Here is a 25,119-nt window from a genome sequence, read left to right on the forward strand (position 1 = left end):
GGCCGCGTGCACGGGCGCACGCGGCGCCGCCCTGGCGGCGGGCACGGCGGACGGCTTGCGGAAGGCAAAGGTCAGCGGCAGGCCGACTGGCTCCAGGCCCTGCGCGCTCAGCACGCTGGCCTCGGCCGGCCCGACAAAGAGAATGCCGTCGGCAGCGGCCAGCCGCGCCAGCGTCTGCACCGCATGCCGCTGCCCCGGCGCGTCGAAGTAGATCAGCAGGTTGCGGCAGAACACGAAGTCATAGGGCGGCTCGCCGGCCAGCAGGCCGGGATCGACCAGGTTGCCCTGCAGCAGCCGCACCTGCGCGCGCACGCGTGCATCCAGCACATAGCCGCTGGGCGTGGCCGTGAAATAGCGGTCGCGGAAATCCAGCGGCGCGCTGCGAAAGGCGTTTGCGCCGTATTCGCCCTGGCGTGCGCGGGCCAGCGCGCGGGCGCTGATGTCCACCGCATCGATGGCAAAGCGGCCCGCCGGCACGCCCGCATCGAGCATGGCCATGGCGATCGAGTAGGGCTCTTCGCCGGTGGAGCAGGGCAGGCTCAGCACGCGCAGGGTGCGCCTGCCGTCGGCAAAGGCGCGCTCGGCGGCAAGGCGGCCCAGCGCCAGCAGCGCTTCGCGATGCCGGAAGAACCAGGTCTCGGGCACCACCACGGCCTCGATCAGGGCCTGGAATTCATCGGCGGTGCCGTGCAGCAGGTCCCAGTAGGCCTGGGTGTCCGGCGCCTGCCGTGCCTGCTGGCGCTCACGCACGGCGCGTGCCACCGCGCCAGTGCCGATGGCGCCCGCATCCAGGCCGATGCGGGCCTTGAGCAGGGCCTCGATGTGCGTGGCAGTGCTCATGCCGCGGCCTCCCCGGAGGTGTCGGCAAACAGCATGGCATGGACGTCGTCCGGCAGCAGGGCATCGACCTGCACCCACTGCAGCAGGCCGCGCGCGTCGTGCCGCACCGGCCCAAGGTAGCGCGGGCTGGCTCCGGCGATGCCGCCGTCGACAAACGATTCCACCGGGCAGCGCAGCGTCTGGGTGGCCGATTCCAGGCGCAGGCCCAGCAGCCGGCCGGCCTCGCCGCCATGGCGGCGGTAGTGGACCAGCACCGTGCGCGTGCTGGTGCGCAGCGCCGCCGGCACGCCGGTGGCCAGCGCCGGCAGGTCGATCACCGGCACCGGCTGGCCGCGGCGCTCCATCAGGCCCGCCACCCAGGCCGGCGTGCCGGGGATCTGCTTGAGCCGCGTGAGCGGCAGCACCTCGGCCACCTCGGCGGCATCGAGCGCATAGTGGTCAGCGCCGAGGCGGAACAGCAGGAAGAGTTTCATGGCGGCGGGGCGCAGGCCCTAGACCTTGAAGCGCGAGACGCCGCTGCGCAGGTCGTTGGCCACCAGCGTCAGTTCGTCGATCGCCTGGCTCGACTGGCGCAGCGACTCCACGGTCTGCTGCGCGGCCTCGGACAGCTGCATCAGCGCCTGGTTGATCTGCTCGGCGCCGCCGGCCTGGGCCTGCATGCCTTCATTGACCATCAGCACGCGCGGCGCCAGCGACTGCACCTGCGCGATGATCTGCGACAGCTGGTCGCCCACCTGCGTGACCTCGGACATGCCGCGGCGCACTTCCTCCGAGAACTTGTCCATGCCCATCACGCCCGCCGACACCGCCGACTGGATCTCGCGCACCATCTGCTCGATATCGTAGGTGGCCACCGCGGTCTGGTCGGCCAGGCGGCGGATCTCGGTCGCCACCACGGCAAAGCCGCGGCCGTATTCGCCGGCCTTCTCGGCCTCGATCGCGGCGTTCAGCGACAGCAGGTTGGTCTGGTCGGCCACCTTGGCGATGGTGGTCACGACCTGGTTGATATTGCCGGCCTTTTCGTTGAGCGTGGCCAGCTTGGCATTGACCGAGCCGGCGGCGTCCATCACATGCTGCATGGTGCCTTCCATGCGCGACAGCCCGACCTGGCCGGTGCCGGCCAGCCCGGCCGCCTGCTCGGCGGCGCTGGAGACTTCATGGATGGTGCGCACCAGGTCGCGCGCGGTGGCCGAGATCTCGCGCGAGGTCGCGCCGATCTGGGTCGTGGTGGCGGCGGTTTCGGTGGCGGTGGCCTGCTGCTGGCGCGCCGTCGCGGCGATCTCGTTGACCGAGGTGGTGACCTGGATCGCGGTACGCTGGGCCTGGCCCACCAGCGAGGTCAGCTCGCCCGTCATCTGGTTGAAACCTGCCTCCACTTCCTGGAATTCGTCCTTGCGGCGCAGCGCCATGCGCAGGCGCAGGTCGCCGCCGCGGATGCCGGACAGCAGGCTGACGATCGACTGCATCGGCACCGTGATCGCGCGCAGCAGCAGGTAGCCGCAGACGATGGCGACCACCAGGGCCACGATCAGTGCCGCTTCGATGCCGATCTTGGCCGCATTGACGGCGTCGTCGATGCCGCGCGCCGCCCGCGCATTGACCGCGCTGTTGTCGTCCACCAGGTGCTGGGCCGCCTTGCGCGCCTCGACCCAGCGGTCATGCGCTTCGCCGCGCAGCGCTGCCGCGGCTGCGGCGCCGTTCCACTCGCCCTGGCGGGACAGCGCCTGGGCGGCCTGTTCGTAGCGCGCGCGCACGTCCCGATAGGCCCTGAAGGCGGCGCGGTCTTCGTCGCGCGTGATCGAGGTCTCGTACTGCTGCTCGACCTTGTCGAGCCGGCTTGCCGCGTCCTGGCCCTGTTGCTGGAAACTGCGCCGCTCGGCCTCGTCGGCGGCATTGATGGTCTGCCACGCCAGCACGTACCGCTCGCCCCAGATGCCGCGGATGCCGGTGCTGTGGTTCAGTCCGGGCAGCGCGTCCTTCAGCATCAGCGTGGTTTCGCGCTCAATGGCGCTCAGGCGGGTGTAGGAGACAACGCCCATCAGTGCCATGACAAGCAGGATCAGCGAGAAGCTTGCCAGGATGCGCGTGCGGATGGTCCATTCGTTCACGGTGTGGTCCCGGTGATGTTCTTGTTCAGGAGCGGCCATTCCCCGCAAAGCCGCCTCAGGGGCGCCTCTCGGGGTAGCAAGGGGCAGCGCGGCGGCGGCGGGCGGCCTCGATGCGCGGTAGGGTACTGTAAGCCGGGAGCCGATTCAACGCGCAATGCGGCGCCGTTGCGCGGGCGCATAGCCATTCCCGCCACAATCGGAACTGCTTGATTTTTTCCAAGTTTTCGTCACACTTGCTAAATTGCTAGCGGGTAACAATGTCGACAATTACAGATGGGGCAGGGATGGTGGCCAAGTCGGGGGCGAAGGCGACTGGCGCCTCGCCAGGCTCGGATCTCGATCCGCTGACCGGCGTTGACAATCGCCAGGGATTTCTGAAGCGGCTGGAGGCACGCCTGCAGAGCGAGGCGGTGCCCCGCTGTGCTTTGCTGTTGATCGGCATTGACGATTTCCGCGCCTTCAACGACATGCACGGGCATGCCGAAGGCGACCTGATCCTGCAGCGCGTGGCCCGCCGCCTGCGCGACGCCTCGCCGCGCGACGCCGCCATCGGCCGCATTGGCAGCGACGAGTTCGGTGTGCTGCTCCCCTCCATTGCCGATCCCACGCTGGTGCGCCATGTCGGTGCGGCGATCCTCTCGATGCTGTCCTCCCCGCATGAGAACGCGGGTGGCCGCCACCATGTGCTGGCCAGCATCGGCGCCTGCGTGATCCCCGCCGCCGGCGAACAGGGGTCAGACGTGCTGGCCGCGGCCAGCCTGGCGCTGGCCCGCGCCAAGCACGACGGCGGCCGCACCATCCGCTTCTTCAAGCCGCAGATGCGCTCGGACGTGACCACGCGGCTGTCGCTGGTGCAGGCATTGCACGAAGCCTATGCCCAGCGCCAGTTCGAGCTGCTGTACCAGCCGCAGGTCGACCTGCGCGACGGCCGCGTGCACGGTGCCGAGGCGCTGATGCGCTGGCGCCATCCGACCCGCGGGCTGCTGGCGCCGGCCGCCTTCATCGACGCCCTGGCCGGCAGCAGCATCGCCAGCGATGTCGGCATGTGGCTGCTGCAGACCGCCTGCGCCCAGGCGCGCGCGTGGTCGCTGGCCTTTCCCCAGCCGCCGCGGGTGGCGATCAACCTGTTCGCGGCCCAGCTGTCCGAAAGCCGGCTGCTGACCGAGGTGCGCCACGTGCTGCGCGCGCTGGAACTGGCCCCGGGCTGCCTGGAGATCGAGATCACCGAAACCATCGCGCTGCAGCAGGGCGACGAGGTCGCGGACCAGCTGCAGGCGCTGCGCCGCGACGGCGTGACGCTGACCTGCGATGACTTCGGCACCGGCTATGCCTCGCTCAGCTTCCTGAAGTCGTTCCCGGTGGACCGGCTCAAGATCGACCAGTCCTTTATCCGCAACGTGACCGAAGACCCGGTCGATGCCGCAATCGTGCGCTCGGTGATCAACGTGGGCGCAAGCCTGCACATTGGCGTGGTCGCCGAAGGCGTGGAAACGCCCGAGCAGCGCGACTTCCTGCTGGCCAACGGCTGTCATGAGGCGCAGGGCTACCTGTACGGCCGCCCGATGCCGGCCGAGCGCCTGACCGAAATGCTGCGCCAGCAGTCCGGCCGCTGAGCCGCTTCCGCCCCCGTTTTGCCCCCCGCCCTGTCAGGGAAGTTGTTTCCACCTTTGACGGCGAGCCTGCCCGTCCCGGGCACCCGCTGACCCCCCGCCCGCCCGCAGCCTGCCTGGGATAGCGGTCCTGCCTGCGCGGCATGGCCGCATGGCGAAATACGAACTTACAAAGTCTGCCGCGCCGGGCGTGCCGCGGCTTCCGGGGCAATGTATGGTGACATTAGGGTTGCCGCTGACATCGGCCGGCCGCTCCGGTGCGTTATGCGTTTTGTCCTGGTCCTGACTTCCATGTTCGATCCTTCCCAATCTGTCCCCCCTGCTCGTGGCCAATTCCGTGGCAGGCTGGCGCTGACGGCCCTGGCCGCCGCCGCCGGCCTGGCGGTGGCGGCTGCTGCACTGGCCCAGGTGCCGGCCGGCCCCCCCGGCGAGGCCTATCTTGATGCGCCGGCGACTGACGGCCAGTACCAGCAAGCCGATCCTTCCTCGCGCATTGCCACGCTGACCGCCGTCGACGGCAACCTCAGCTTTGCGCCGGCAGGCTCGGATGACTGGGCTGCCGCCGGCCTGAACCGGCCCTTCACCACCGGCGACCGGCTCTGGCTGGACTACGGCGGCCGTGCCGAGCTGCATGCCGGCACGGTGGCGGTCCGGCTGGGCGGCGCCACCGCGGCCAGCATCCTGAACCTGGACGACAGCGCCACGCAGGTCAAGCTGACCCAGGGCACGCTGCAGCTGCGCGTGCGCGCGCTGCCGCCGGGCCAGACGGTCGAGGTCGACACCCCCAACCTGGCCTTCGTGCCGCGCGAGCCGGGCGACTACCGGCTGGACGTGGCGCCTGACGGCAGCACCACCACCGTGACCATGCGCCACGGCAGCGCCGTGGTCTACGGCGACAGCCGCTCGATCGAGCTGCAGCGCGGCGACCGCATGCGCTTTGCCGGCACCGACCTGGCCGACGCCGGTGGCGGCGGCGCGCCGGAAGACGCCTTCGACCGCTGGACCGCGGCCCGCGACGCGCGCGAAGACGCCTCGCAGTCCGCCCGCTATGTGCCGCGCGAGATGCCGGGCTACGCCGCGCTGGACGGCTACGGCGACTGGCAGGAAGACCCCGGCTACGGCGCGGTCTGGTTCCCGCGCGTGGTCAGCGCCGGCTGGGCGCCCTACAGCGTCGGGCACTGGGCCTGGATCGCGCCGTGGGGCTGGACCTGGATCGATGACGCGCCCTGGGGCTTCGCGCCCTCGCACTACGGCCGCTGGGCCTATGTGGGCTCGCGCTGGGGCTGGGTGCCGGGCCCGCGCGTGCGCCCGTGCTACGCCCCCGCGGTGGTGGCCTTCGTCGGCGCCAGCGGGCCGAACTGGAGCGTGCGCATTGGCAGCGGGCCGGGCGTGGCCTGGTATCCGCTGGGGCCGCGCGACGCGTACCGGCCGGTCTATCGCGCCAGCCCGACCTATGTCGCCCGCATCAACCGCGTCACCGTCAACAACATCGTGATGGGCGACCGCCGGCCGCCGCCTTACGCCAACCGCAACGTGCCCGGCGCCATCACCGGCATGCCGGCACGCAATTTCGTCGAAGGCCGCCCGGTGCGCGGCATGCATCGCGACGAATGGCGCAACCTGCCGGCAGGCGAGGCCAGGGGGGCGCCGCCGGTGGCACCGGTCAAGGGCAGCCTGGTGGGATCGGCCCCGATGCGGCCGCTGCCGCCGCAGGCCCGCCCTGGCTTCGAGCGCCAGGCCATCGCCGCCCGCCCGCCGGGGCGGCCCGCCACGGACGACCTGGCCCGCCGCTTCGCGCGCGAGGGCGGGGTGGTGCCCGGCGCCGGCCCGGCCTGGCGTGGCGGCAATGAACGGCGGCCCGGGCGCGAGGTGCAGCGCGCGCCCGATGTGCGCATGAGCCAGGCAGCCATCGCCGCGCGCGACCAGGCATCTCCGCAGCCGCGCGCCGGCCGCGGCGATGCCGATGGTCCCGCGCGTGGCGATCGCGGCGATCGCAACTATTCGAACGCCCCGGGCGAACCCTGGCGCGGCAACGGCCGCGGCCAGAGCAGCCGGCCCGACGAAGCCCGCGGCTTTGTTGGCCAGCCTGGCCAGCCGGGCGGACCGGCCGACCCGCAACGGCAGGCGCAGGGCATGCAGCGCGAACAGCAGCAGGCTTTGCAGCGCCAGCAGATGGAACAGCAGCGGGAACAGCAGCGCGCGCTGCGCGAGCAGCAGCGGCAGGGGCCTGATCTGCAGCGGCAACAGCAGGAGGAGGCGCGGCAACGCGACGCCCAGCAACGGCAGTGGCAGGACCAGGCCCGCGACCAGCAACGCCAGCAGGATCAGCAGCGCATGCAGCAGCGCCAGTGGGCGGATGGACAGGACCGTCCCGATCCGGCGCGGCAATCGCAGGAAATGCAGCGGCAGCGCTTCGAGCAGCAACGGCAGATGCAGGAAGCCCAGCAACAGCGCCAGATGCAGGAAGGCCAGCAGCAACGTCAGATGCAGGAGTCGCGGCAGCGCCAGGCGCAAGACGCCCAGCGCCAGCAGATGGAGCAGCAGCGCCAGTCCGAAGCCCAGCAACGCCAGGCCGCCGACCAGCAGCGCCAGCAGGTGGAGCGCCAGCGCCAGATGGCCGAGCAGCAGCGGCAGGGCCAGGAGATGCAGCGCCAGCGTTTCGAGCAGCAGCGGCAAATGCAGGAGGCGCAGCAGCGGCAGGCCGAGGCGGCCCAGCGCCAGCAGATGGCACAGCAGCGGCAGATGCAGGAGCAGCAACGCCAGGTGCAGGAGCAGCAACGGCAGCAGGCCATGCAGCGCCAGCAGGCGGAACAGCAGCAGCGTCACATGCAGGAGCAGCAGCGTGCCGCGCAGGAGCAGCAGCGTGCGATGCAGGAGCAGCAGCGGCACCAGCAGGACCAGCAACGGCAGATGCAGGAGCGCCAGCGGCAGCAGATGGAGCAGCAGCGCCAGCAGCAACAGCAGCAGCAACAGCAACAGCAACAGCAACAGCGCGCCCAGCAAGAGCGCGGCCAGATGGAGGCGCGCAACGGGCGCGACGGCGATCGCCGGCAGTAGCACGGCCCGCTTGACGGAGCGCGGAAGGCAAAAACCCCGGCAGGCCTCGCGGCCTGCCGGGGTTTGTTCTTGCGCGGTGCCGCGCGCGGCGCCGCGGCCTGGCTTACTTCGCCAGTTCCGACAACCGGACCTGCGAGATCTTGCCGTTCTGCACCCAGCCGACGATGGTGTCGGCCATCGACCCGCCCTTGGCGTCGATGCCGTCGACTTCGTTGGGGTTGACCTCCTTGGCCAGGCCCTTGACCGCGTCGGGCATTTTCGCCCGGATCGCGGCCGCGTCGCTGGTGGTGCCGGCCAGCTTCATCGCACCGGCCAGCGCGTACACCATGGTGTAGTTCAGCGACATCTCGGTGGTGGCATCGCGCCCGTCATGCAGCTTCTTGTACTTGGCGTTGAAGTTCTGCGCGGCGGGGCGGCTGTCGTTGACCAGCGGCAGCACGCCGATGGAACCCTCCAGCATGCCCAGGCCGTTGGTGACCTTGGCCATTTCATCCATCTTGGCCTGGTCCATCACGATAAAGCCGCCCTTGAAGCCCAGCTCGCGCGCCTGCTTGACCACCAGTGCGGTCGGCTCCGACGGGCCGCCGACGAACATCACGTCCGGCTTCTCGCTCATCGCGCGCGACACGCCGCTGTAGAAGTCGGTGGCCTTGGTGTATGACATCGGGTTGTTGGCCACCACCTTGCCGCCGGCCGATTCCCACGCCGGCACGAAGGCCTGCACCCAGGCCTTGGCGTAGTCGTGGTCGGCCGGGGCCAGCGCAACGTTCTTGCCGTAGCGCTTCATCTGCGCCTTGACGAAGGGCTCGATATAGCCGGTGTACGCGGGCGGGATGCGGATGGTCAGCTTGTTGCCGGCGTCGGTGATGCGCGGCACGCTGGAGTAGGCCATCACCAGGAACTTCTCCTGCTCATTGAAGGCCTGCAGGGCGAAGATGCCGCCCGAATGCGGGACGAACACCGCCGGGGTCTTGTGCTGCTGCACCAGGCGGCGGCCGTTGATGGCGGCCTCGGCGGGCGAGTACTTATCATCCAGCGCCACCACCTCCAGCTTGACCTTCTTGCCCTTGACTTCCAGGCCGGACGCATTGATCTCGTCCACCGCCATCTGCACGCCCGACAGCACGTTCTTGCCATACAGCGCGGCACCGCCGGACAGCGGGCCGGTATAGCCGATCTTGACCACTTCCTGTGCCAGCGCGGTGCCAGAGGCGAGCATGGCGGCCATTGCAGTGGCGGCCAGCGGGAAGATACGGCGCATGATGTTGTGTTGCATGTGTTGTCTCCTGAAAGTACTGCGCTTGTTATGTCTGCTATCCGTTGACGACCGCTCGGCTTGCTCCCCTCTCCCGCAAGCGGGAGAGGGGGCACACAGTCGGTGATTCCGGTGCTACCCCCCGATATACGCCTTCCGAATCCCCTCATCCTTCAGCAACGTATCCCGGTCCCCTTCCATGACGATGCGCCCGCTCTCGATCACATAGGCGCGGTGGGCGATCCCCAGCGCCGCGTAGGCGTTCTGCTCGGCCAGCAGCACGGTGGTGCCGGCGCGGTTGATGCGCTGGATGATCTCGAACATCTGCTTGACCACCAGCGGTGCCAGGCCCAGCGACGGTTCGTCGAGCAGCAGCGCGCGCGGGCGGCTCATCAGTGCGCGTCCCAGCGCCACCATCTGTTGCTGCCCGCCGGACAGCGAGCCGGCCGCATCGTCCTTTTTCTGCCGCAGGATCGGGAACAGTTCATAGACCTCGTCCAGCGTCTTGCGGATGCCCGCGCCGTCGCGCCGATGCACATACGCACCGAGCACCAGGTTCTTCTCCACGCTCATCGCCGGGAACAGCTTGCGGCCCTCCGGGCAATGCACCAGCCCGGCCTGCACGATCTGCGATGGCTTCATGCCCGACAGCTCGCGCCCGTCGAAGCGCATGCTGCCGCCGCTGATGCGGTGGATCGCGCTCATCGCCAGGAAGATCGAGCTCTTGCCGGCGCCGTTGGCGCCCAGCAGCACCACCAGTTCGCCGGCGCCGGCGTGCAGGGTGATGTTGTCGAGGGCGCGGAAGCTGCCGTACGACAGCGAGACGCGTTCAAGCTGCAACATGGTCGGCTCCCAGGTAGGCCTCGATGACATGCGGATCCTGCTGGATCTGCGCGGGCGTGCCTTCGGCAATCTTCTCGCCGTAGTTCAGCACCATGATCTTGTCTGCCAGGCGCATGATCATGTCCATCTTGTGTTCGATCAGGCAGACGGTCTTGCCATGGCGCACCATCTTGCGGATCAGCTCGGCCAGGCCCACGGTCTCTTCCGGGTTCACGCCGCCGGCAGGTTCGTCGAGCAGCAGCAGTTCCGGGTCGGTCGCCAGCGCCAGCGCAAAGGCCACGCGCTTGCGCGCCTCTTGCGTGATATCGGCGGCGACCTCGTGCGCCAGGTGCGACAGGCCGACGAAGTCCAGCGCGGCTTCGGCCTTGTCGCGGCACAGGCGCTCTTCTTCACGCAGGCGGCGCGTGTTGAACAGCACGTCGCGCAGGCCCGAGTGGATGCGCAGGCGGTGGCCGACGATCAGGTTGTCGAGCACCGTGGCGCGGTCGAACAGCGCCGTTGCCTGGAAGGTGCGGGCCACGCCCAGGCGCGCGATCTGGTCGGCGCGCAGGCCGGCCACGTCCTGGCCCTTGAACAGGATCTGGCCGGAGCTGGGCGCATGCGTGCCAGCCACCAGGTTGAAGAAGGTGGTCTTGCCGGCGCCGTTGGGGCCGATGATGGCGTTGATATGGCCTTGTTCGAGGGTCACCGAGACATCGTGCACCGCGGTCAGGCCGCCGAATTTCTTGGTCAGGTTGCGGATCTCAAGCATGGTCGGCTCCGGCGCGGGTGGTCGGGACAGCGGTGGCGGGTTGTGCAGGGGGCTGCGCCGCCAGCTTGCCGCGCCGTTCGGCCGCGGCCTTGCGTGCCTGCTTCTTCAGCCAGGAACCCACGATGCCGTCCGGCACGAAGATGATCAGCAGGATCAGCACCGGGCCGAACACCAGCATGCGGTAGTCCTGCATGAACTGCAGCGACTGCGTGATCCACGGCACCAGCACCGCGCCCAGCAGCGGCCCGAAGATGGTGCCGATGCCGCCCACCAGCATCGACATCACCATGTCGAAGGTCAGGTCGGTGCGCGCGATGTCCGGTCCCAGGAAGCGCACCTGCCCGGCGTACAGCGCACCGGCAAAGCCGGCGTAGCCCACCGACAGCACGAACGACAGCACCTTGGTGCGCATCAGGTTGATGCCCAGCGCCTCGGCCAGGGCGTCGCTGTTGCGCACCGCCATGAAACTGCGGCCCAGCAGCGAGGTGACGATGCGGTGCATCAGGAAGGTGCCGGCCGCCAGGAAGAACAGCACCAGGTAGTACTGCGCCTGCACGCTGTCAAAGCTGAGCGGCCCGATCGCCGCCGGCACCGGGATGCCGATCAGGCCCACCGTGCCATGCGTCAGGCTTTCCCACTTCTCGATCAGCAGGTAGATGATGTAGCCCACGCACATGGTGAAGATCGAGAAGTAATGGCCCTTCAGGCGCAGCGACACCACGCCGATCACATAGCCCAGCACCATGCAGATCACGCCGGCCAGCACGAAGGCCAGCCAGAACGGCACCTGGTGGTCCACCGTCAGGATGCCCAGCGTATAGGCGCCGATGGCCATGAAGCCGCCATGGGCCAGGTTGAGCTGGCCGGTGTAGCCGGTGATCAGGTTCAGCCCGAGCGTGGCGATGGCATAGATGAAGGCCAGCGTCATCACGGTCAGGTAGTAGCTGTTGGGCGTGATCAGCGGGAAGGCGATGGCCAGCGCCAGCAGCAGCGTCCAGCCGGTTTTTCCTTGCAGTGCTTTCATTGTGTTGTGCTCCTCAGGCCGTCTTGCCGGCAAACAGGCCCTGCGGCCGGATCGACAGGATCACCACCAGCAGCACGAAGGCGATGATGTCCTTGTAGTCGGTGGAAACGTAGAAGCCGCCGAAGCTCTCGGCCATGCCGATGATCAGCCCGCCGACGATGGCGCCGGGGATGCTGCCCATGCCGCCCAGGATGATGATGACGAAGGCCTTGGTGATCACCAGGTTGCCCATGCTGGGGTAGACCAGGTTGATCGGGGCGTAGAGCGTGGCCGCGATTGCGGCCAGCGCGCCGGAGATGGCAAACACCAGCAGGGTCACGCGGGTGGCGTCGATGCCGACCAGCGCGGCGCCTTCGCGGTTCTGCGCCATGGCCATGATGGTGGCGCCGGTCATGGTGCGCGTCAGGAACAGGTGCAGCATCACCATCAGCGCAAAGGCGGCGCCGATGATCAGCAGGCGCTGCAGCGGTGCGGTCAGCCCGAACACGTCGACGATCTGGCCATAGGGCGTGGGCATGCGGTGGAAGTCCGCGCCCCACAGCGCCTGCGCGCCGGCTTCCAGGAACAGCAGGATGCCGATCGCGGCGATCATGTCGTGCAGCTCGGGCGAGTTGCGCAGCGGGTGGAACACCAGCCGGTCGGCAGCCATCGACAATACGGCCACCACCAGCGCCGCGCCCAGCATCGCCAGCCAGTAGTTCACGCCCAGCGATGTCATCAGGAAGTACGACACATAGGCGCCAGCCATGTAGAAGGCGCCATGCGCGAAGTTGGGCACGTGCAGGATGCCATAGACCAGTGTCAGGCCAAGTGCCACCAGGCTGTAGACGCCTCCCAGCGTCAGGCCGTTCAGGAACTGTTGAAGGAACAATGCCACAGGGGTACCTCGTGCGGTTCGGGAAACCAGGCACGCAGCGGCAAAGGCCGTGCGTGTTCCGTCGCGGCGGCGCCAGGCGCGGCCACGGTCAGGAAGTCGGGGGTGGAACTCAGGCGGGCGGCAGCGCCGGCTCGCGCGCGGTGATGCGCGGGCGGGATGGCCTGGCCCAGGGCGCGCCGTGGCGGTCACGGTGCGGGTGTGCAGATGTGTGTTGCAGGTACTGCATGGTTGTCTCCTGTGCGATGCGGCACGCTGGCCGCCCGGCGAGCCGGGGCACTTGGCCGCGTCGGCGTGGACGGCGGCGTTGCGACCCGGTGACGAGGTGTCGGGAGTATTCCCGCACGATCGTTCGTTTTCACTGACTTTTGCATAGGCGTCGCGGCATCGTCAAGGAAAGCGGCGGAGTATTCCGCACCGCGAAATAGCAGTTGGCGCGTCTCCGGGTAAGCCCGGAGGCTTGCCCCGCCATCCATCGACAAGGCCGATGACCCCTATGCGTTCCCTGCATGGAGAGCAGCCCGCCATTCCTTGGTTGCTGACTTCATTGATGCGACTGCGGATTGCGTGCCCAGCACGTCCTGCGTTCTTTTTGAGAGCATCGCGCAGGCTTCCGTCTGCCGTGGCGGTTGCCTGGTCGGCTTCCTTTATCGCGTGGGCGCTGGTGTAGAAAATCCTAAAAATCAAGAGGAAGGACAGTTCTGTAAAGAGGCCACCCTTCGCCGCTGGTGGCGAACGATGTTTTCGATCGGCCACTACGCTGGGTGCCCGCTGCAGCAATGTCGTGCTTCCTAAATTCCGAGTCTTGACGGGACGCTGCTGGCGGCCGCTCTCTGCAGCATCGCGACAGTTACCCCACGCAGCGCTCAAGGAGCGCCTGGCCGCTGGTTACCGGTGCAGCACAGGTGCGATGCCGGCACACGTAGGCCGCCGGCAGGCCGTTGACCGGGTGCCGCCCCTGGCCGACTGGAACGTCTTCGGCAAATGCGAGGACGCGTGCCGGGAGGTACGTGCGGTGAACGCTCTCGACAAGCGCGGCGGCAGCCGCCTTATCGCCGGCAAGAATGATCCCGAACGGGCCGCGCTGTGCGAAATCCCTGGCGGCCAGGAGGTGCACGAAGCCGGCCGGGGCCGCGGTGGCGGCAGTCCGGTAGTGCTGGAATTCGTGCTCGGCAAGCTCGTGGTAGCGATCCTGGCCGGTCAGTTCATGCAAGCGCAAGCAGGCAAAGACGCTGGCTGACATGCCGGACGGCCAGGCGCTGTCGTACGGCGCCCGGGGCCTGTGCACCAATGGCTCGCCATCATGGGGCGTAAAGTACAGTCCGTCGTCCCAGAACTTGTCGAGGATAAGCGCCACGAGTTCGACCGCGCGATCGAGGTATCGCTTGTCGAAGCAGGACTCGTAGAGGTCAAGCAGAGCGTTGGCCAGGAAGGCATAGTCTTCAAGGAACCCCGGCACCCTGGCTGTGCCGTCCTTCCAGGACCGGTACAAGCCGCCGTCCGGCATGGTGAGTTGGTCCTGGATAAAGCTGGCGGCACGCCTTGCGGCGGCGAGGTGTGCTCCGTTGCCGGTCGCCTGGTAAGCCGCACAAAGTCCCTGGATCATCAGACCGTTCCAGCCGGCGAGGATGTTGTCGTCGCGGCTGGGGCGCACGCGTTGGGCACGTGCTGCAAATAGCCGCTCGCGCCAGCGTTCGAGTCGCGCCTCCTCCTGGGGAGTCAGCGTGACCGCCCGGTGGAGCACCGATCTGCCGGCTTCAAAGTTCCCGCTGTCGGTCACGCCGTAGGCGCGACACGCGAGGGCGCCCTCGGATTCGCCCAGCACCGCCTTCACCTCGGCCGGTGTCCAGACATAGAAGCGGCCTTCCTCGCCTTCGCTGTCGGCATCTTCGCCGGCATAGAAGCTGCCATCGGGGTGCGTCATGTCGCGCAGGATGTACGCGATGGTTCCCTCGAATACACGGCGCCAGGCTTGCTTGCCGCTCAGCCGGTAGGCGTTGGCGTACAGCGCGACGAGCTGGCCGTTGTCGTAAAGCATCTTTTCGAAGTGGGGCACCGCCCAGCGTTCGTCGACGCTGTAGCGGGCGAACCCACCGCCGAGCTGGTCATGGATGCCACCGGCCGCCATGCCGTCGAGCGTGCGCTCCAGCGCTTCAAGCAAGGTGGGTTCACCGGTACGTTGATGGATGCGCAACACGAGGTCGTAGGCGCTTGCGTTGGGAAACTTCGGCGCTCCGCCCAACCCGCCATGGGTCGGGTCCGTATTCCGTGCCATGGCGCGGGCTGCTTGCGCGGGCAGGTCCTCGACCTCGGTGGCGGCACGGCCCGGGTCCGCTTCGTCTAGCTGTCGGAACCCCTGCCGAAACTGCTCGACAGTTTTGCTCAGCTCCTGGCGGCGATGCCTCCAGGCTTCGCTCAGGCTCAGCAGCACACGCTCGAACCCTGGGCGACCGTAGCGATCATCCGGCGGAAAGTAGGTGCCACCGAAGAATGGTTCTGCTTGCGGCGTCAGGAACACCGTGAGCGGCCAGCCGCCGCCCTGTCCCATCATCTGCGGGACCTTCTGGTAAATGTCGTCGAGGTCGGGACGCTCCTGCCGATCGACCTTGATGCTGATGAAGCGCTCGTTCATCAGGCCGGCGATCCGGGGATTCTCGAACGATTCGTGCGCCATGACATGGCACCAATGGCATGCGGCGTAGCCGACGGAAAGCAGAACCGGTTTGTCGTCGTCGCGGGCGCGGAGAAAGGCCTCTTCGCACCAGGGATACCAGTCGACCGGATTCTCTGCGTGTTGTCGGAGGTAGGGTGACGTTTCTGAGGCGAGCCGGTTTCCCATCACAGTCTCCAGCCTGGTGCGGTAGGACAACTGTGGCGCAGAACAAGGCCCCCGGCAAGCGATCAGCGCGCCACTGCCACGCCGGCGCCCGGGAGTGCCGGATCAGGCATTCCGTCGTTCAATGTCCGCATAGCCTGGGCGCGCATGTCGCTGGCTCACGCCGGCAGTGCCATTGCGTGGGGAAACCGATTTCAGCGCGTCTTGGCGACTCTTCAGCCAGCCAGCTCGCGGTGCAACGCCACGTATTCCTGCGCCAGCTTGTGGCGCGGATCCAGATGGATCATGGGGGTGGCATGCTGGTGCGATTCGCGGATCTTCACCGATGCAGACAGCCGCGATTCAAGTACTGGCAGGCCCTCGCTTACCAGTTCGTCGACCAGTTTCTGCGGCAAGCTCGCTCGCGGCTGGAACTGGTTGATCACGATCCCCTCGACCTGCAGCCCGTCGTTGTGGTCCTGCTGGATTTCCTTCACGTTATCGAGCAGCGTGTAGAGGGCACGGCGCGAGAAGTCATCGCAATCGAACGGGATCAGGCAGCGCTCCACGGCGATCAGTGCCGAGCGGGTATAGAAATTCAGGGCCGGTGGCGTGTCGATGTAAATGGCGTCATAGACTGCCTCCAGCTCGAGCAGGGCGTCGCGTAGCTTGTAGATCTTGTAGCGCGATTCGAGCTTGCCGTGGAGGGAATCCAGGTCAGGATGCGCGGGCATCACATCGAGGTTCTCGAACGGCGTCGGGTGGATAAAGGACGTAAATTCCACCGGCCTGAAGTTGTAGGTCAGGGAGGTCTCGAAAAAATTCGCCGCGGTCGGACTTGCCTCCGCGGCTTGCGCGCCAAGCAGGTACTGGGTGGAGTTGCCTTGTGCATCCAGGTCAATGACCAGGGTGCGCAAGCCCTCGCTGGCGCTGATCGCCGCGAGATTGCATACAATGGTCGATTTTCCGACCCCACCCTTCTGATTGAACACGACGCGCCGCATATGCCCCTCTGGAGAGAATCGATCCGAAGGCGGCAGCATACCTTAGCGTGAGGTTCTCGGCAGCACCCCGCCTGGCTATGACAACGATTCCGGGGCCGCGATGAGGTGGCGCCTGCGGGCAGGCGGGTGCCAGCGTCAGCCGTCCGATTCCTGCTCGCTGTACCATTGGCGCGTTGAGGTGGTCCCGCGCTTGGGCACCTCGTGGACCAGCCGTGAGCTGCACACCATGCGGCTCACGCCACCGAAAGCATCGACATGGTTGCCGACCTTGCCCGCTCCTGGTTGACCTTCAGTGCGCCCGTGGCCGCTGCACAGGCTGCCGGCCGCCCGCTCGTGGCGCTCGAATCCACCATCATCGCCCACGGCATGCCCTACCCGGAGAACGTTCGCACGGCGCGCAAAGTGGAGGCCCTGATCCGCGACCTGGGCGCCGAGCCCGCGACGATCGCGCTGATTGGCGGGCGAATCCGCATCGGGCTTTCGAACGACGAGCTGGAGCTGCTCGGGCGCTCGGAGCGGGTGCACAAGGTGAGCCGCCGCGACCTGCCAGCCGTGCTGGCCGGCGGCGGGCTCGGCGCCACGACCGTGGCCGGCACGATGATATGTGCCGCGCTGGCGGGCATCGAGGTCTTCGTCACCGGCGGGATTGGCGGTGTGCACCGCGGTGCGCAGGAGACCTTCGACATCTCGGCCGACCTGCAGGAACTGGCCAGGACCTCGGTGGCGGTGGTCTGTGCCGGGGCGAAGTCCATCCTGGACATCGGACTCACGCTGGAATACCTGGAAACACACGGCGTGCCGGTGCTCAGTTGCGAGCAAGACAATGTTGCTGCGTTCTACACGCGCGACAGCGGCTTTCGTGCTGACTTCAGGCTGGACGACGCGGCGGAGCAGGCACGCTTCATCCGCACCAAGTGGGACCTGGGCCTGGCGGGCGGCGTGGTGTTGAGCACACCGGTGCCGCAAGCGGCAGCGATGGCGTCCGGGGAGATCGACGCGCTGACCCAGCAGGCGCTTGCCGAGGCCAGGGCGCAGGGAATCACCGGCAAGGCCGTGACGCCTTTCCTGCTGGCTCGCATCAAGGCGCTGACGAGCGGACGCAGCCTGGCGGCAAACATCGCACTCGTGAAACACAATGCCGAGGTAGGGGCAAGGCTGGCGCTGGCATTGGCACGCGCGGGGCGCGGGGCGGACGCAGCCTAGCCAGGTGAGCAGGCCGGCATCCGCAGGGTGCGGGCGCGCACCTGGCAAGCTGTGTCTGTGCGCCAATGTCGCCTAATCTTGTGTCTTAGCGATCAGCGAGTGGAAGACTCGCCTGAAGTCGCAGCGCGTACACTTTCGATCCGGGGCTGACGGCAGGAGTCATCATCATGCGACTCTCACTAATAGTCAGCGGCGCCATGCTGGCGCTTTCGGCATGTACATTGGAACCGGCCGGAACAGGCGCCTTTACCGTCATGGGGCCGGCCAGCTTCGATCGCACCTTCACGGCGGCTGCCGGGGCCATGCGTGACCAAGGCCTGGCGATCAGCGTCGAGGACCCGGTCAATGGCGTGGTTGTCGGCAGCCTGGATACCAGGACGGTGATGGCCGGGGTTCACCAGCAGGCAGACGGCCACGTGCGCGTGGAATTCGACGGCATGGCTGCACACGATCCGGCGTTGATGGCGCGCATTTCGCGCAGCTACAACCGCCGCATGGGCCGCTGAAGGGCGTCAGAGGCGTCCAGAATCCGCCGTGCGATGCCGTCAAGGGCGCGACGGGATGGACGCCCAAATGACGGGCGCCATCGCGCGTCGCCGCGCTCAGTCGTGGTGGCGATGCTTCTTGTGGCCCTTGTGCTTGCCGCGATTGCCGTTCTTGTGGTCATCGGCATAGTTGTTGCGCGACACATTGCCGCCCAGCGCCGAGCCCGCTGCACCACCGGCCGCGGCACCGACGATGCCGCCGGTTCGGCCGCCCACGGCATTGCCTGCCGCCGCGCCGGCACCACCGCCCAGCGCGCCACCCACGATGGCGCCGGTTCGTTCCTTCTTGTTGGCAGTCACCGCGCCGCCCGCGCCGCCGCCCACCGCGCCGCCGACCACGGCACCTGTGCTGCCGCCCAGTGCGCCACCGACGGCCGCGCCCGCGGCGCCGCCCAAGCCGCCGCCAACGGCGTTCTTCAGGTCATCGGCCAGCGCCGGTGTGGTGGCAGCGGTCAGCAGCAGGGTCAGGCACAGCGCACGAAGTGGTTGTCGAGTCATGTTTTTCCTCAAGGGGGATGGTTGGCGATCCGCCGATGGGGGGGTTTACACGGAGCGGTCCGTGGCGCAGGAAACAGCGACCCCCGGGATGGAGCCGCCACGAGCCGGAAAACAGAAAAGCCCTTCACAATTCGTGGAGGGCTTTTTCAATTCAGGCCGTCATGCGGCGCAGGGCGACTATAGCGGGCGAATCTTTGACGCTTGTGGGCCTTTCTGACCTTGCGTCACTTCAAATTCCACTCTCGCACCTTCCTCCAGCGATTTGAACCCGGTGCCCTGGATTTCGCTGTGATGCGCAAACAAGTCCTTGCCGCCATCATCCGGCGTGATGAACCCATAGCCCTTTTCACTGTTAAACCATTTCACGATGCCAGTCGCCATCTCGTCCTCGAAATTTGGTGCACACAGGTTGCGTGTTGAGAAACCCCGCCCCGGAATCGCCGCGTCGCCAAAATATGGTTGAACGCGGTACGGCGCGCCGAAACCCTAGCATACCGAAGAGGAGGGCGGGCAGCATCTGCGGGTTAACCTCTGGGTCGGAGCGCAGATGATGAGGCGGGCGAGTCGCGGTATGGGCTGAGTGCGCAAATTTCCGACCGCGGAATCCGGGAAAATCCCCTCGATCCAGCCTTACTCAGACCAAACGGCATCGACGTCCCGCAGCAGGTGCCCGGCCAGGATGTAGTCGCCGGCCTTCATGGCCTTGGTCTCCAGGGCAACCAGCTCGTTGGCTGCGAGCTGGTCCAATGCAAACTGGCAGTAAAGGTTCCGTTGCCGGAAGGACACCTTCGGCCGGCTGAGGCCGGCAATGAGCGCCGCGAGGGACTTCACGGCAATGCTCTCGTGTCCGCGATATTCCACCCGTATCCCTACCTTGTTACCAAGGCGCCCGAGCTCAATCGCATCCTGCCAACCTGACTCATAGTCGAGCTCGACCAGCGCGACCCCCTCTGCCTCCAGGAGCCTGATGGCTTCCCCTTTGGTTCCAGCCCGAGCCGTTGTCATTTCTGCCTCCACTCACACCTTCCCGCGCGCGGGTCGCCGGTCTGGTTCAACGTGCTACTGAACTCAACTCAACGTCGCCCCGCTCACCTTGACTCTTGGCTTCAGATTTGGAGTCAAGATCCAGCTTAATTCTGACGTAAGAAAAATCTAAGTCAATATAGAATCGCCCTGTAGTCCTGCTACCACCCGCGCAACCGCTCCGGCGACGCGGGTTCTTTTTTTGACACCGAGCGGTCCCCATTCGGCCTGAAGCTCAACGCCTTTTCCCCAGTAGCGACATATTGGTAGCAGACCTCGGCGAGTGGTGCTAATGCAAGCCGTCCGGCCGGTCGGCGAATGGCTGCTCCTGAACCTGGATGCATATCATGTTGCGATATTCGTTGAGCCGCCGCCGCGCACGTTTTGGCAAAGGAAAAAATGCCGGGGATTACGGCAGACATGCTTCCAATCGTATTGAACACAAGGTGGCGAGCAACTAAGATGAACGTTCCGGGTGCGAGACCAAGCACCCGCCAGCCAGAACCTCGCGTCCGAGGCGAAACAAGCGGCCTGTGCAACTCAGGCCGACTGTCACGGACGGTAGTGAAGTCCCGTAGCAAAAGTACACCTACAGCTTGGGAGACGACTGTGCTGAGTCATCATGAATTCGCCACGCTTGTGCTGGTAAGCGGCAGCTCCGACCCAATGGAGCTTGACCGCGCGGATATGGACGCGCTGCTCGCGCATCAACTGGTTACGCTTGAGCGCCTCGGGCCAAACCACAGCCGCCCTCGGGTGACAATCCAGGGCTACGCTTTTCTGAAGGCCGTCGACCAAGTTCGCGCAAGGGAAGGTCGAGCTCGCCAAGCCTCCTTATGAGCGTATGCCTTAGCTGGTAGCGCCTGCCGGCGTTGGTGCGCTTTCGCCTGATCGGCGTGGCCTGCCAGAGTCGCGATGCAGCAATCGTTATCCACTCGATTTCCGTCCCGTCGGAGCTCCATCGGATGGCTCAGGTGGCGGGTCGCACTTAGGAGACGCAACATGACTCAGTGGTCCCCCGAGCAATTCATGAAGGTCCAGATGGCAGGTATCGAAGCCTTGACCGGGCTGACCGGCAAGGCCTTTGAGGGCTTCGAAAAACTGCTGGAGTTGAATCTGCAGACGATGAAGACGGCGCTGGCTGATTCACGAGAAGGCGCAAAGAAGGCGCTTTCAGTCAAGGACCCGCAAGAACTGGTCGAACTGCAAATCGAGCTATTCCAACCCGCGGCCGCCAATGTATTGGCGTATCGCCGTCAACTGTACGAAATCCTCGCCGCCACCCGGGCGGAGTTCGAGAAAGTCGCCGAGGTTCAATACACGGCAGGCAAGCAGGGTCTGAACGACTTCCTTGGCAGCGTGGTGAACCAAACACCTGCCGGCACGGCGGCGGCGCCATTTGCTGCCTGGCAGGAGGCCGTCAACGCGACCACGACGCTCTATGAGTCGATGCAAACGACGGTAAAACAGGCCGCGCAAGTGGCCGAGAGCAGTTTCAATACTGCTGCGCAGGTGGCCTCGAAAGGCATGCAACGTCGTGCATCCCACGCCTCAAAGGCAGCTGCGAACTAAGTCGGCCTTGGCTCCTGAGGGAGCCAGACGAGGTGGAGCGCTGGGGGCGGTCATGTGCTTTGCACCGCCGCCGGCCTAAACTTCCTTCGTGTCGAATATAAGCATGTCAACGCCGGCCTGGGCAAAATTGGCCAGGTCAGCTGCTGCTGCGGCGCCCTCAGGCGAAGCCATCGCCTGCTGGAGCGCCGGCAGCGAATCGAAGCTCAGCACCGCAACCAGGTGAAACGGCGAAGCACCGGCCGGGCTTGCAACCGGGCCGCTGCTGACCTCGTAGCGTCGCAGGCCGGTGATCTTCTTTGCGATCGGAATATGGGTCGAGAAGTAGTATGAATCAAACGCCGCCGTGTCCGCAGGCTTCTTGTAAAGCACCATTAGCTTTGCCATCGTTGTTCCTCAAAACGTGGGTTTGATATAGCGCAAGCTTGCAAGTGTATCGTCCCTATAGCGGGTGAACCCATTTCTGTCAGAGGATCGGGCTGGCCAGTTTCTTCATGCTACGATTTTCCTATCTGAAGCGGAGGTCGTCATGACAATCGAAAGCTACCAGGGCTACATCGTCCGCGGCTTTGCCAAGCAGCTTGGCGATGGATCGTTCGAGGCATCCGGTGCGGTTGAGAAGGACGGCCGCATCGAGGAGGGATCGGATCCGTTGGGGTACTACCCCTCGTTTGAGCGTGCTGCGGCAGCCGGCATTGCCTGGGCGAAAGCGTGGGTAGATGATCACGGCTGAACCCTTCCGAACTCACCAAGGCCGGCTTGCAGCCTTTTGCGGCTAGGCCAAATCGTTTCGATCGTCCCACCTGTCTCAGAAGGTGGCTGGCGAGTTCACCCACAGCACCCTGGCCACCACGTCGCCCACATTGCGGTAGCCATGCGGCACCTGGCTGGAGAACGTGAAAGCATCGCCCGGGCCGATCAGGTAGACGTCGTCGCCGAGCATCAGTTCGAGCTGTCCTTCGAGCACGTAGCCCACTTCCTCGCCCTGGTGCTCGATCTGCCCGTCGCTGGCCTCGCCAGGCCAGACGATGTGGATGTTGGCTTGGAGCAGGCCGCCACGTTTGGGCAGCACCACGCGTTCGAGCGCGACGCCGCCGGCCCGGATCACAGGGCGTTCACCATGCCGCAGGATCGGCGACTGGTTTGGCTCCCCGTCGCTGGTCAGCGCGCCGATATTGGTGTCCAGCGCCACGGCCAGCCGGTGCAGCGTGGCAAACGACGGGGTGGCCAGCCCGCGCTCAATCTTTGAAATCAGGCTTTCCGAGCAGCCCGCCTTCCCGGCGAGCTGCAGCAGCGTGTAGCCGGCCACCAGCCGGGCGTGGCGCAGCTTGACGCCAAGCGTCAGGGTGGCCGACTTGCTGTCGGCCGCTTCAGGTGTGGGTTGCTCGGTCTTTGCCATGCAGGCTCGGAATTGATTGGACTTGGATCGGCCGCCAGGCGCCGTACGTCAATGTGTTCAGCGGCTGGCCAGTTCGGCGACAGTGTAAGCCAGTGCCTGGGCCCCAAGGAACAGGTCGGCACCTGCCGTATCTTCGGCGGCATTGTGGCTGATGCCCCCTTTGCTCGGCACGAAGATCATCGCCGTGGGGCAATGGTCGGCCAGGTACATGGCGTCGTGGAACGCGCCGGAGGTCAGCCGCATCGGCAGCGCGCGGCCGGCGTTGCCGCTGGCACGCGCGCAGGCGCGTTCGATGGTGCCCAGCATGGCCTCGGGGAAATGCGTCGGCTCGCGATGGAAGAAGCGCGTGACCGTAACCGCTTCGGGCGCATGCGCATGCCTGACGCACGCCGCGCGCAGTGCCGCTTCGGCGCGGTCCAGCGCGGCGTCGTCAAGGCAGCGCATATCGACCGTGAACGTGACGTGGCCGGGAATGGTGTTGACCGAGTTTGGCGCCACGCTCCAGCGGCCCAGCGTCAGGCGCAGTTCGGGAGTGCCGGGGGCGGCCGCATGGCGCGGCGCCAGCGCGTACAGGTCTTGCGCGATGGCCACGGCCGCGGCCATCGCATCGCATCGTACCGCCATCGGCGTGGTGCCGGCATGGGCCATCGTACCCGTGCATTCCACGCGGAACCAGCGCACCGCCTGGATGCCGGTGACCACGCCCAGCGGCACATTTGCGCCTTCCAGCACCGGCCCCTGTTCGATGTGCAGTTCGACGCATGCCGCCATGGGCCGCGCCATCGGCACCCTGTTCACGTCGTGGCTTTGCGCCAGCGCGGCATCGAGCGCCTCGCCGAAGCGGATGCCGGCCGCGTCGGCCACGTCGCGATAGCCTGCCAGCCGGGCCGGTTCGACGAAGGCGCTCGAACCCATCGCGCCGGGACCGAAGCGGCTGCCTTCCTCGTTGGTCCAGGACACGACCTCGATGGGGCGCAAGGTCTCGATGCCGGCCGCGTTGAGCGCAGCAATCACTTCCAGGCCGGCCAGCACGCCGTACGCGCCGTCGTACTTGCCGCCCACCGGCTGGGTATCGGCGTGGCTGCCGGTCAGCACCGGCGGCAGGTCTTCGCGGCCGGGGCGGCGGAAGAACAGGTTGCCGCAATCGTCGATGCCGACGGTGCAGCCCAGCGCGCGTGCCTGGTCGATCAGGTGGCGCCGGGCGGCCAGGTCGGTCGCGGTCAGCGTTTCGCGGGAAACGCCGCCGTCGTGGCGCAGGCCAAAGCGGGCCAGGGCTGCCAGCGATGCGGCCAGGCGCCCGGCGCCCACATGATCCTGCGCGCGTTCGGCAATGGCTTGTGCGTTGACGAGGGTGGGCGGGTTCGATACGGTCAATTTGGTCTCCAGATATCAGGCAAGGCTGGTGCCAAGCGCCTGCTCAAGGCGATGAGCCACGCCGAGCACGCGGGCATCGGCATGGCGCGGCCCGGTCACGGTCACGCCAACCGGCATGCCGGTGGCGCCGGTGCCCGTCGGCACATGGACGCACGGGGTGCCCAGCAGCGACCACATGCGGCAGAAGATTGGATCGCCGGTGGCGCCCAGGCCAGCTGGCGCTTCGCCTTCGGCGCTCGGGGCCAGCACGACGTCGAATCCGGCCATCGCCATGTTGAACGCCGTGCGCGCCGCTTCCGCGTGGGCCAGCGCGAAGTGGAAGCGCTGGCCGGTGACGGCGCGGCCCGCTTCGAGCTGGCGCGCGAAAGCCGCGCTGAAGCCTTCTGCGTGCTCGCGTGCTTCCGGCGCGAATGCGGCGAGTGCCTCGAATGCCATGATGTCCATTTGGGCTTCAGTCAGCCCGTGGCAAGCCTGAGGCAGGTCGAAGTCGCGCACCGTGCCACCGATGCATTCGAGCGCACGGATCGCGGTGTCCAGCGCGGCTTGGGTATCGGCACTGGCGCGTTCCCAATGCGGCGTGCGGCAAATGCCAATGCGCAGCGGCGCGTGGTGTAGCGTGGACGCGTCCGCTACCGCGGCATCGCGCGCCAGGGTGCCGATGAAGAGGGCCGCGTCGTCCACGCGGCGGGCCAGCACGCCCACCGAATCCAGGCTCGGTGCCAGTGGCTTGATGCCGGCCAGCGGCAGCGTGCCATGGGTGGGCTTGTAGCCCACCACGCCGCAATAGGCGGCCGGCCGGATGATCGATCCCGCGGTCTGTGTGCCGAAGGCCAGCGGCACCATGCCTGCGGCGACGGCGGCGGCCGATCCGCTCGACGAACCGCCGGGGGTGCGGGGCCTGTCCGCCGGCGCGCGCGGGTTGCGGGTCGGCCCCGGCTGAAACGTGGCGAATTCGGTGGTGACGGTCTTGCCGACCACGACCGCGCCCGCCGACCGGGCCAGTGCCACCGCCGCCGCATCCACGCCCGGCCGATGTCCGGCGTATATCGGCGAACCATAAGTGGTCGGCATGTCGGCGGTATCCATCAGGTCCTTGACGCCAAGCGGGACGCCCGGCAACGCGCCTGACGCGCCGCCGGCATCCAGCCGCCGCGCCTGCGCCAGGGCGGTGTCGGCACCCACATGCTGCCAGGCCAGAATGCCTGAGTCTTGCGCCGCAATGCGGGCCAGTGCCGCACGGACCACCGCTTCGGCGCTCAGTTCGCGCCGGGACACCATCTGCGCCAGGGTGCGGACCGGAAGATCGAGGAAGTCGTCCATCGCCTGT

23 protein-coding genes are annotated in these 25,119 nt (G+C 67.0%); 6 read left to right on the forward strand and 17 right to left on the reverse strand.

Annotated features, from left to right (window positions below):
• The 3 genes from AC3WLE_RS28075 to AC3WLE_RS28085 all read right to left on the reverse strand — a co-directional run.
• The coding region (locus AC3WLE_RS28075) for a CheR family methyltransferase (RefSeq protein ID WP_492363607.1) at positions 1-840 on the reverse strand (840 nt) is incomplete at its 3' end.
• The gene (locus tag AC3WLE_RS28080; RefSeq protein ID WP_492351581.1) at positions 837-1,313 is read right to left on the reverse strand and encodes a chemotaxis protein CheW; all 477 of its coding nucleotides are present in this window, start codon (positions 1,311-1,313) and stop codon (positions 837-839) included. The genes AC3WLE_RS28075 and AC3WLE_RS28080, both read right to left, overlap by 4 nt.
• An 18-nt stretch (positions 1,314-1,331) precedes the next feature.
• Positions 1,332-2,987: a methyl-accepting chemotaxis protein gene (locus AC3WLE_RS28085; protein ID WP_492317312.1), complete on the reverse strand. Its 1,656-nt coding sequence runs from the start codon at positions 2,985-2,987 to the stop codon at positions 1,332-1,334.
• A 245-nt stretch (positions 2,988-3,232) separates the two neighbouring features.
• On the opposite strand from AC3WLE_RS28085, the gene AC3WLE_RS28090 reads away from it, so the two are divergent.
• Positions 3,233-4,561 (forward strand): putative bifunctional diguanylate cyclase/phosphodiesterase, encoded by a 1,329-nt coding sequence (locus AC3WLE_RS28090; protein WP_492356072.1) that lies wholly within the window; start codon positions 3,233-3,235, stop codon positions 4,559-4,561.
• Between the two features lie 288 nt (positions 4,562-4,849).
• Positions 4,850-7,615 carry a DUF6600 domain-containing protein gene (locus AC3WLE_RS28095; protein WP_492356036.1) on the forward strand — a complete coding sequence of 922 codons (2,766 nt, stop codon included), beginning with the start codon at positions 4,850-4,852 and terminating at the stop codon, positions 7,613-7,615.
• A gap of 103 nt (positions 7,616-7,718) precedes the next feature.
• On the opposite strand, the gene AC3WLE_RS28100 is transcribed toward AC3WLE_RS28095, so the two are convergent.
• The 7 genes from AC3WLE_RS28100 to AC3WLE_RS28130 form a co-directional block, all read right to left on the reverse strand.
• A complete protein-coding gene (locus AC3WLE_RS28100; protein WP_035824303.1) occupies positions 7,719-8,891 on the reverse strand; it encodes an ABC transporter substrate-binding protein in 1,173 nt (390 codons plus the stop codon).
• A 114-nt stretch (positions 8,892-9,005) separates the two neighbouring features.
• On the reverse strand, positions 9,006-9,713 hold the full coding sequence (locus tag AC3WLE_RS28105; RefSeq protein WP_112776469.1) for an ABC transporter ATP-binding protein: 708 nt from the start codon (positions 9,711-9,713) through the stop codon (positions 9,006-9,008).
• Positions 9,700-10,464, reverse strand: coding sequence for an ABC transporter ATP-binding protein (locus AC3WLE_RS28110; protein ID WP_492317315.1), 765 nt, complete (start codon positions 10,462-10,464; stop codon positions 9,700-9,702). Before AC3WLE_RS28110 ends, AC3WLE_RS28105 begins: the two co-directional genes overlap by 14 nt.
• A complete protein-coding gene (locus AC3WLE_RS28115) occupies positions 10,457-11,488 on the reverse strand; it encodes a branched-chain amino acid ABC transporter permease (protein ID WP_492356035.1) in 1,032 nt (343 codons plus the stop codon). Before AC3WLE_RS28115 ends, AC3WLE_RS28110 begins: the two co-directional genes overlap by 8 nt.
• Positions 11,489-11,501: 13 nt before the next feature.
• The gene (locus AC3WLE_RS28120; protein ID WP_492317317.1) at positions 11,502-12,365 is read right to left on the reverse strand and encodes a branched-chain amino acid ABC transporter permease; all 864 of its coding nucleotides are present in this window, start codon (positions 12,363-12,365) and stop codon (positions 11,502-11,504) included.
• 847 nt (positions 12,366-13,212) lie between these two features.
• On the reverse strand, positions 13,213-15,201 hold the full coding sequence (locus tag AC3WLE_RS28125; protein ID WP_492317318.1) for a thioredoxin domain-containing protein: 1,989 nt from the start codon (positions 15,199-15,201) through the stop codon (positions 13,213-13,215).
• Between the two features lie 212 nt (positions 15,202-15,413).
• Positions 15,414-16,181, reverse strand: coding sequence for a ParA family protein (locus AC3WLE_RS28130; protein ID WP_492317437.1), 768 nt, complete (start codon positions 16,179-16,181; stop codon positions 15,414-15,416).
• 255 nt (positions 16,182-16,436) lie between these two features.
• Between AC3WLE_RS28130 and AC3WLE_RS28135 the strand changes: the two genes are divergently transcribed.
• Together AC3WLE_RS28135 and AC3WLE_RS28140 are read left to right on the forward strand one after the other, a co-directional pair.
• Positions 16,437-17,384, forward strand: coding sequence for a pseudouridine-5'-phosphate glycosidase (locus AC3WLE_RS28135; protein ID WP_492351576.1), 948 nt, complete (start codon positions 16,437-16,439; stop codon positions 17,382-17,384).
• A 167-nt stretch (positions 17,385-17,551) separates the two neighbouring features.
• Positions 17,552-17,890 carry a penicillin-binding protein gene (locus AC3WLE_RS28140; RefSeq protein WP_492317320.1) on the forward strand — a complete coding sequence of 113 codons (339 nt, stop codon included), beginning with the start codon at positions 17,552-17,554 and terminating at the stop codon, positions 17,888-17,890.
• 96 nt (positions 17,891-17,986) lie between these two features.
• Here AC3WLE_RS28140 and AC3WLE_RS28145 read toward each other — a convergent pair whose 3' ends face one another.
• The 3 genes from AC3WLE_RS28145 to AC3WLE_RS28155 form a co-directional block, all read right to left on the reverse strand.
• Complete coding sequence (locus AC3WLE_RS28145) at positions 17,987-18,427, reverse strand: hypothetical protein (RefSeq protein WP_492317321.1); 441 nt, start codon at positions 18,425-18,427, stop codon at positions 17,987-17,989.
• Positions 18,428-18,604: 177 nt separating this feature from the next.
• Positions 18,605-18,808 carry a cold-shock protein gene (locus tag AC3WLE_RS28150; RefSeq protein ID WP_010812734.1) on the reverse strand — a complete coding sequence of 68 codons (204 nt, stop codon included), beginning with the start codon at positions 18,806-18,808 and terminating at the stop codon, positions 18,605-18,607.
• A gap of 249 nt (positions 18,809-19,057) precedes the next feature.
• On the reverse strand, positions 19,058-19,432 hold the full coding sequence (locus tag AC3WLE_RS28155) for a PHA-granule associated protein 4 (protein WP_492317322.1): 375 nt from the start codon (positions 19,430-19,432) through the stop codon (positions 19,058-19,060).
• A 1,020-nt stretch (positions 19,433-20,452) separates the two neighbouring features.
• On the opposite strand from AC3WLE_RS28155, the gene AC3WLE_RS28160 reads away from it, so the two are divergent.
• Positions 20,453-21,022, forward strand: coding sequence for a phasin family protein (locus tag AC3WLE_RS28160; RefSeq protein ID WP_492317323.1), 570 nt, complete (start codon positions 20,453-20,455; stop codon positions 21,020-21,022).
• Between the two features lie 75 nt (positions 21,023-21,097).
• Here AC3WLE_RS28160 and AC3WLE_RS28165 read toward each other — a convergent pair whose 3' ends face one another.
• The gene (locus AC3WLE_RS28165) at positions 21,098-21,406 is read right to left on the reverse strand and encodes an EthD family reductase (RefSeq protein ID WP_492317324.1); all 309 of its coding nucleotides are present in this window, start codon (positions 21,404-21,406) and stop codon (positions 21,098-21,100) included.
• Positions 21,407-21,548: 142 nt separating this feature from the next.
• On the opposite strand from AC3WLE_RS28165, the gene AC3WLE_RS28170 reads away from it, so the two are divergent.
• Entirely contained in the window at positions 21,549-21,752 is a 204-nt protein-coding gene (locus AC3WLE_RS28170) for a hypothetical protein (protein ID WP_010812739.1), read from the forward strand.
• Positions 21,753-21,827: 75 nt separating this feature from the next.
• Here AC3WLE_RS28170 and AC3WLE_RS28175 read toward each other — a convergent pair whose 3' ends face one another.
• From AC3WLE_RS28175 to AC3WLE_RS28185, 3 genes are read right to left on the reverse strand one after another with little or no spacing between them, the layout of a single operon-like run.
• A complete protein-coding gene (locus AC3WLE_RS28175) occupies positions 21,828-22,418 on the reverse strand; it encodes a helix-turn-helix domain-containing protein (protein WP_492317325.1) in 591 nt (196 codons plus the stop codon).
• A gap of 57 nt (positions 22,419-22,475) precedes the next feature.
• The gene (locus AC3WLE_RS28180; RefSeq protein ID WP_492317326.1) at positions 22,476-23,792 is read right to left on the reverse strand and encodes a M20 family metallo-hydrolase; all 1,317 of its coding nucleotides are present in this window, start codon (positions 23,790-23,792) and stop codon (positions 22,476-22,478) included.
• Positions 23,793-23,807: 15 nt separating this feature from the next.
• A complete protein-coding gene (locus AC3WLE_RS28185; RefSeq protein ID WP_492356034.1) occupies positions 23,808-25,112 on the reverse strand; it encodes an amidase in 1,305 nt (434 codons plus the stop codon).
• Positions 25,113-25,119: the final 7 nt, after the last annotated feature.

The sequence above is a fragment of the Cupriavidus sp. FW306-1B-F12B genome (assembly GCF_058781795.1).

Coding starts and splice junctions, on each gene's coding strand:
- AC3WLE_RS28145 (WP_492317321.1), bottom strand. CDS start 18,427: ATGACTCGACAACCACTTCGTGCGCTGTGCCTGACCCTGCTGCTGACC.
- AC3WLE_RS28160 (WP_492317323.1), top strand. CDS start 20,453: ATGACTCAGTGGTCCCCCGAGCAATTCATGAAGGTCCAGATGGCAGGT.
- AC3WLE_RS28110 (WP_492317315.1), bottom strand. CDS start 10,464: ATGCTTGAGATCCGCAACCTGACCAAGAAATTCGGCGGCCTGACCGCG.
- AC3WLE_RS28095 (WP_492356036.1), top strand. CDS start 4,850: ATGTTCGATCCTTCCCAATCTGTCCCCCCTGCTCGTGGCCAATTCCGT.
- AC3WLE_RS28175 (WP_492317325.1), bottom strand. CDS start 22,418: ATGGCAAAGACCGAGCAACCCACACCTGAAGCGGCCGACAGCAAGTCG.
- AC3WLE_RS28135 (WP_492351576.1), top strand. CDS start 16,437: ATGGTTGCCGACCTTGCCCGCTCCTGGTTGACCTTCAGTGCGCCCGTG.
- AC3WLE_RS28165 (WP_492317324.1), bottom strand. CDS start 21,406: ATGGCAAAGCTAATGGTGCTTTACAAGAAGCCTGCGGACACGGCGGCG.
- AC3WLE_RS28155 (WP_492317322.1), bottom strand. CDS start 19,432: ATGACAACGGCTCGGGCTGGAACCAAAGGGGAAGCCATCAGGCTCCTG.
- AC3WLE_RS28125 (WP_492317318.1), bottom strand. CDS start 15,201: ATGGGAAACCGGCTCGCCTCAGAAACGTCACCCTACCTCCGACAACAC.
- AC3WLE_RS28090 (WP_492356072.1), top strand. CDS start 3,233: ATGGTGGCCAAGTCGGGGGCGAAGGCGACTGGCGCCTCGCCAGGCTCG.
- AC3WLE_RS28130 (WP_492317437.1), bottom strand. CDS start 16,181: ATGCGGCGCGTCGTGTTCAATCAGAAGGGTGGGGTCGGAAAATCGACC.
- AC3WLE_RS28105 (WP_112776469.1), bottom strand. CDS start 9,713: ATGTTGCAGCTTGAACGCGTCTCGCTGTCGTACGGCAGCTTCCGCGCC.
- AC3WLE_RS28080 (WP_492351581.1), bottom strand. CDS start 1,313: ATGAAACTCTTCCTGCTGTTCCGCCTCGGCGCTGACCACTATGCGCTC.
- AC3WLE_RS28185 (WP_492356034.1), bottom strand. CDS start 25,112: ATGGACGACTTCCTCGATCTTCCGGTCCGCACCCTGGCGCAGATGGTG.
- AC3WLE_RS28085 (WP_492317312.1), bottom strand. CDS start 2,987: ATGGCCGCTCCTGAACAAGAACATCACCGGGACCACACCGTGAACGAA.
- AC3WLE_RS28150 (WP_010812734.1), bottom strand. CDS start 18,808: ATGGCGACTGGCATCGTGAAATGGTTTAACAGTGAAAAGGGCTATGGG.
- AC3WLE_RS28140 (WP_492317320.1), top strand. CDS start 17,552: ATGCGACTCTCACTAATAGTCAGCGGCGCCATGCTGGCGCTTTCGGCA.
- AC3WLE_RS28170 (WP_010812739.1), top strand. CDS start 21,549: ATGACAATCGAAAGCTACCAGGGCTACATCGTCCGCGGCTTTGCCAAG.
- AC3WLE_RS28115 (WP_492356035.1), bottom strand. CDS start 11,488: ATGAAAGCACTGCAAGGAAAAACCGGCTGGACGCTGCTGCTGGCGCTG.
- AC3WLE_RS28100 (WP_035824303.1), bottom strand. CDS start 8,891: ATGCAACACAACATCATGCGCCGTATCTTCCCGCTGGCCGCCACTGCA.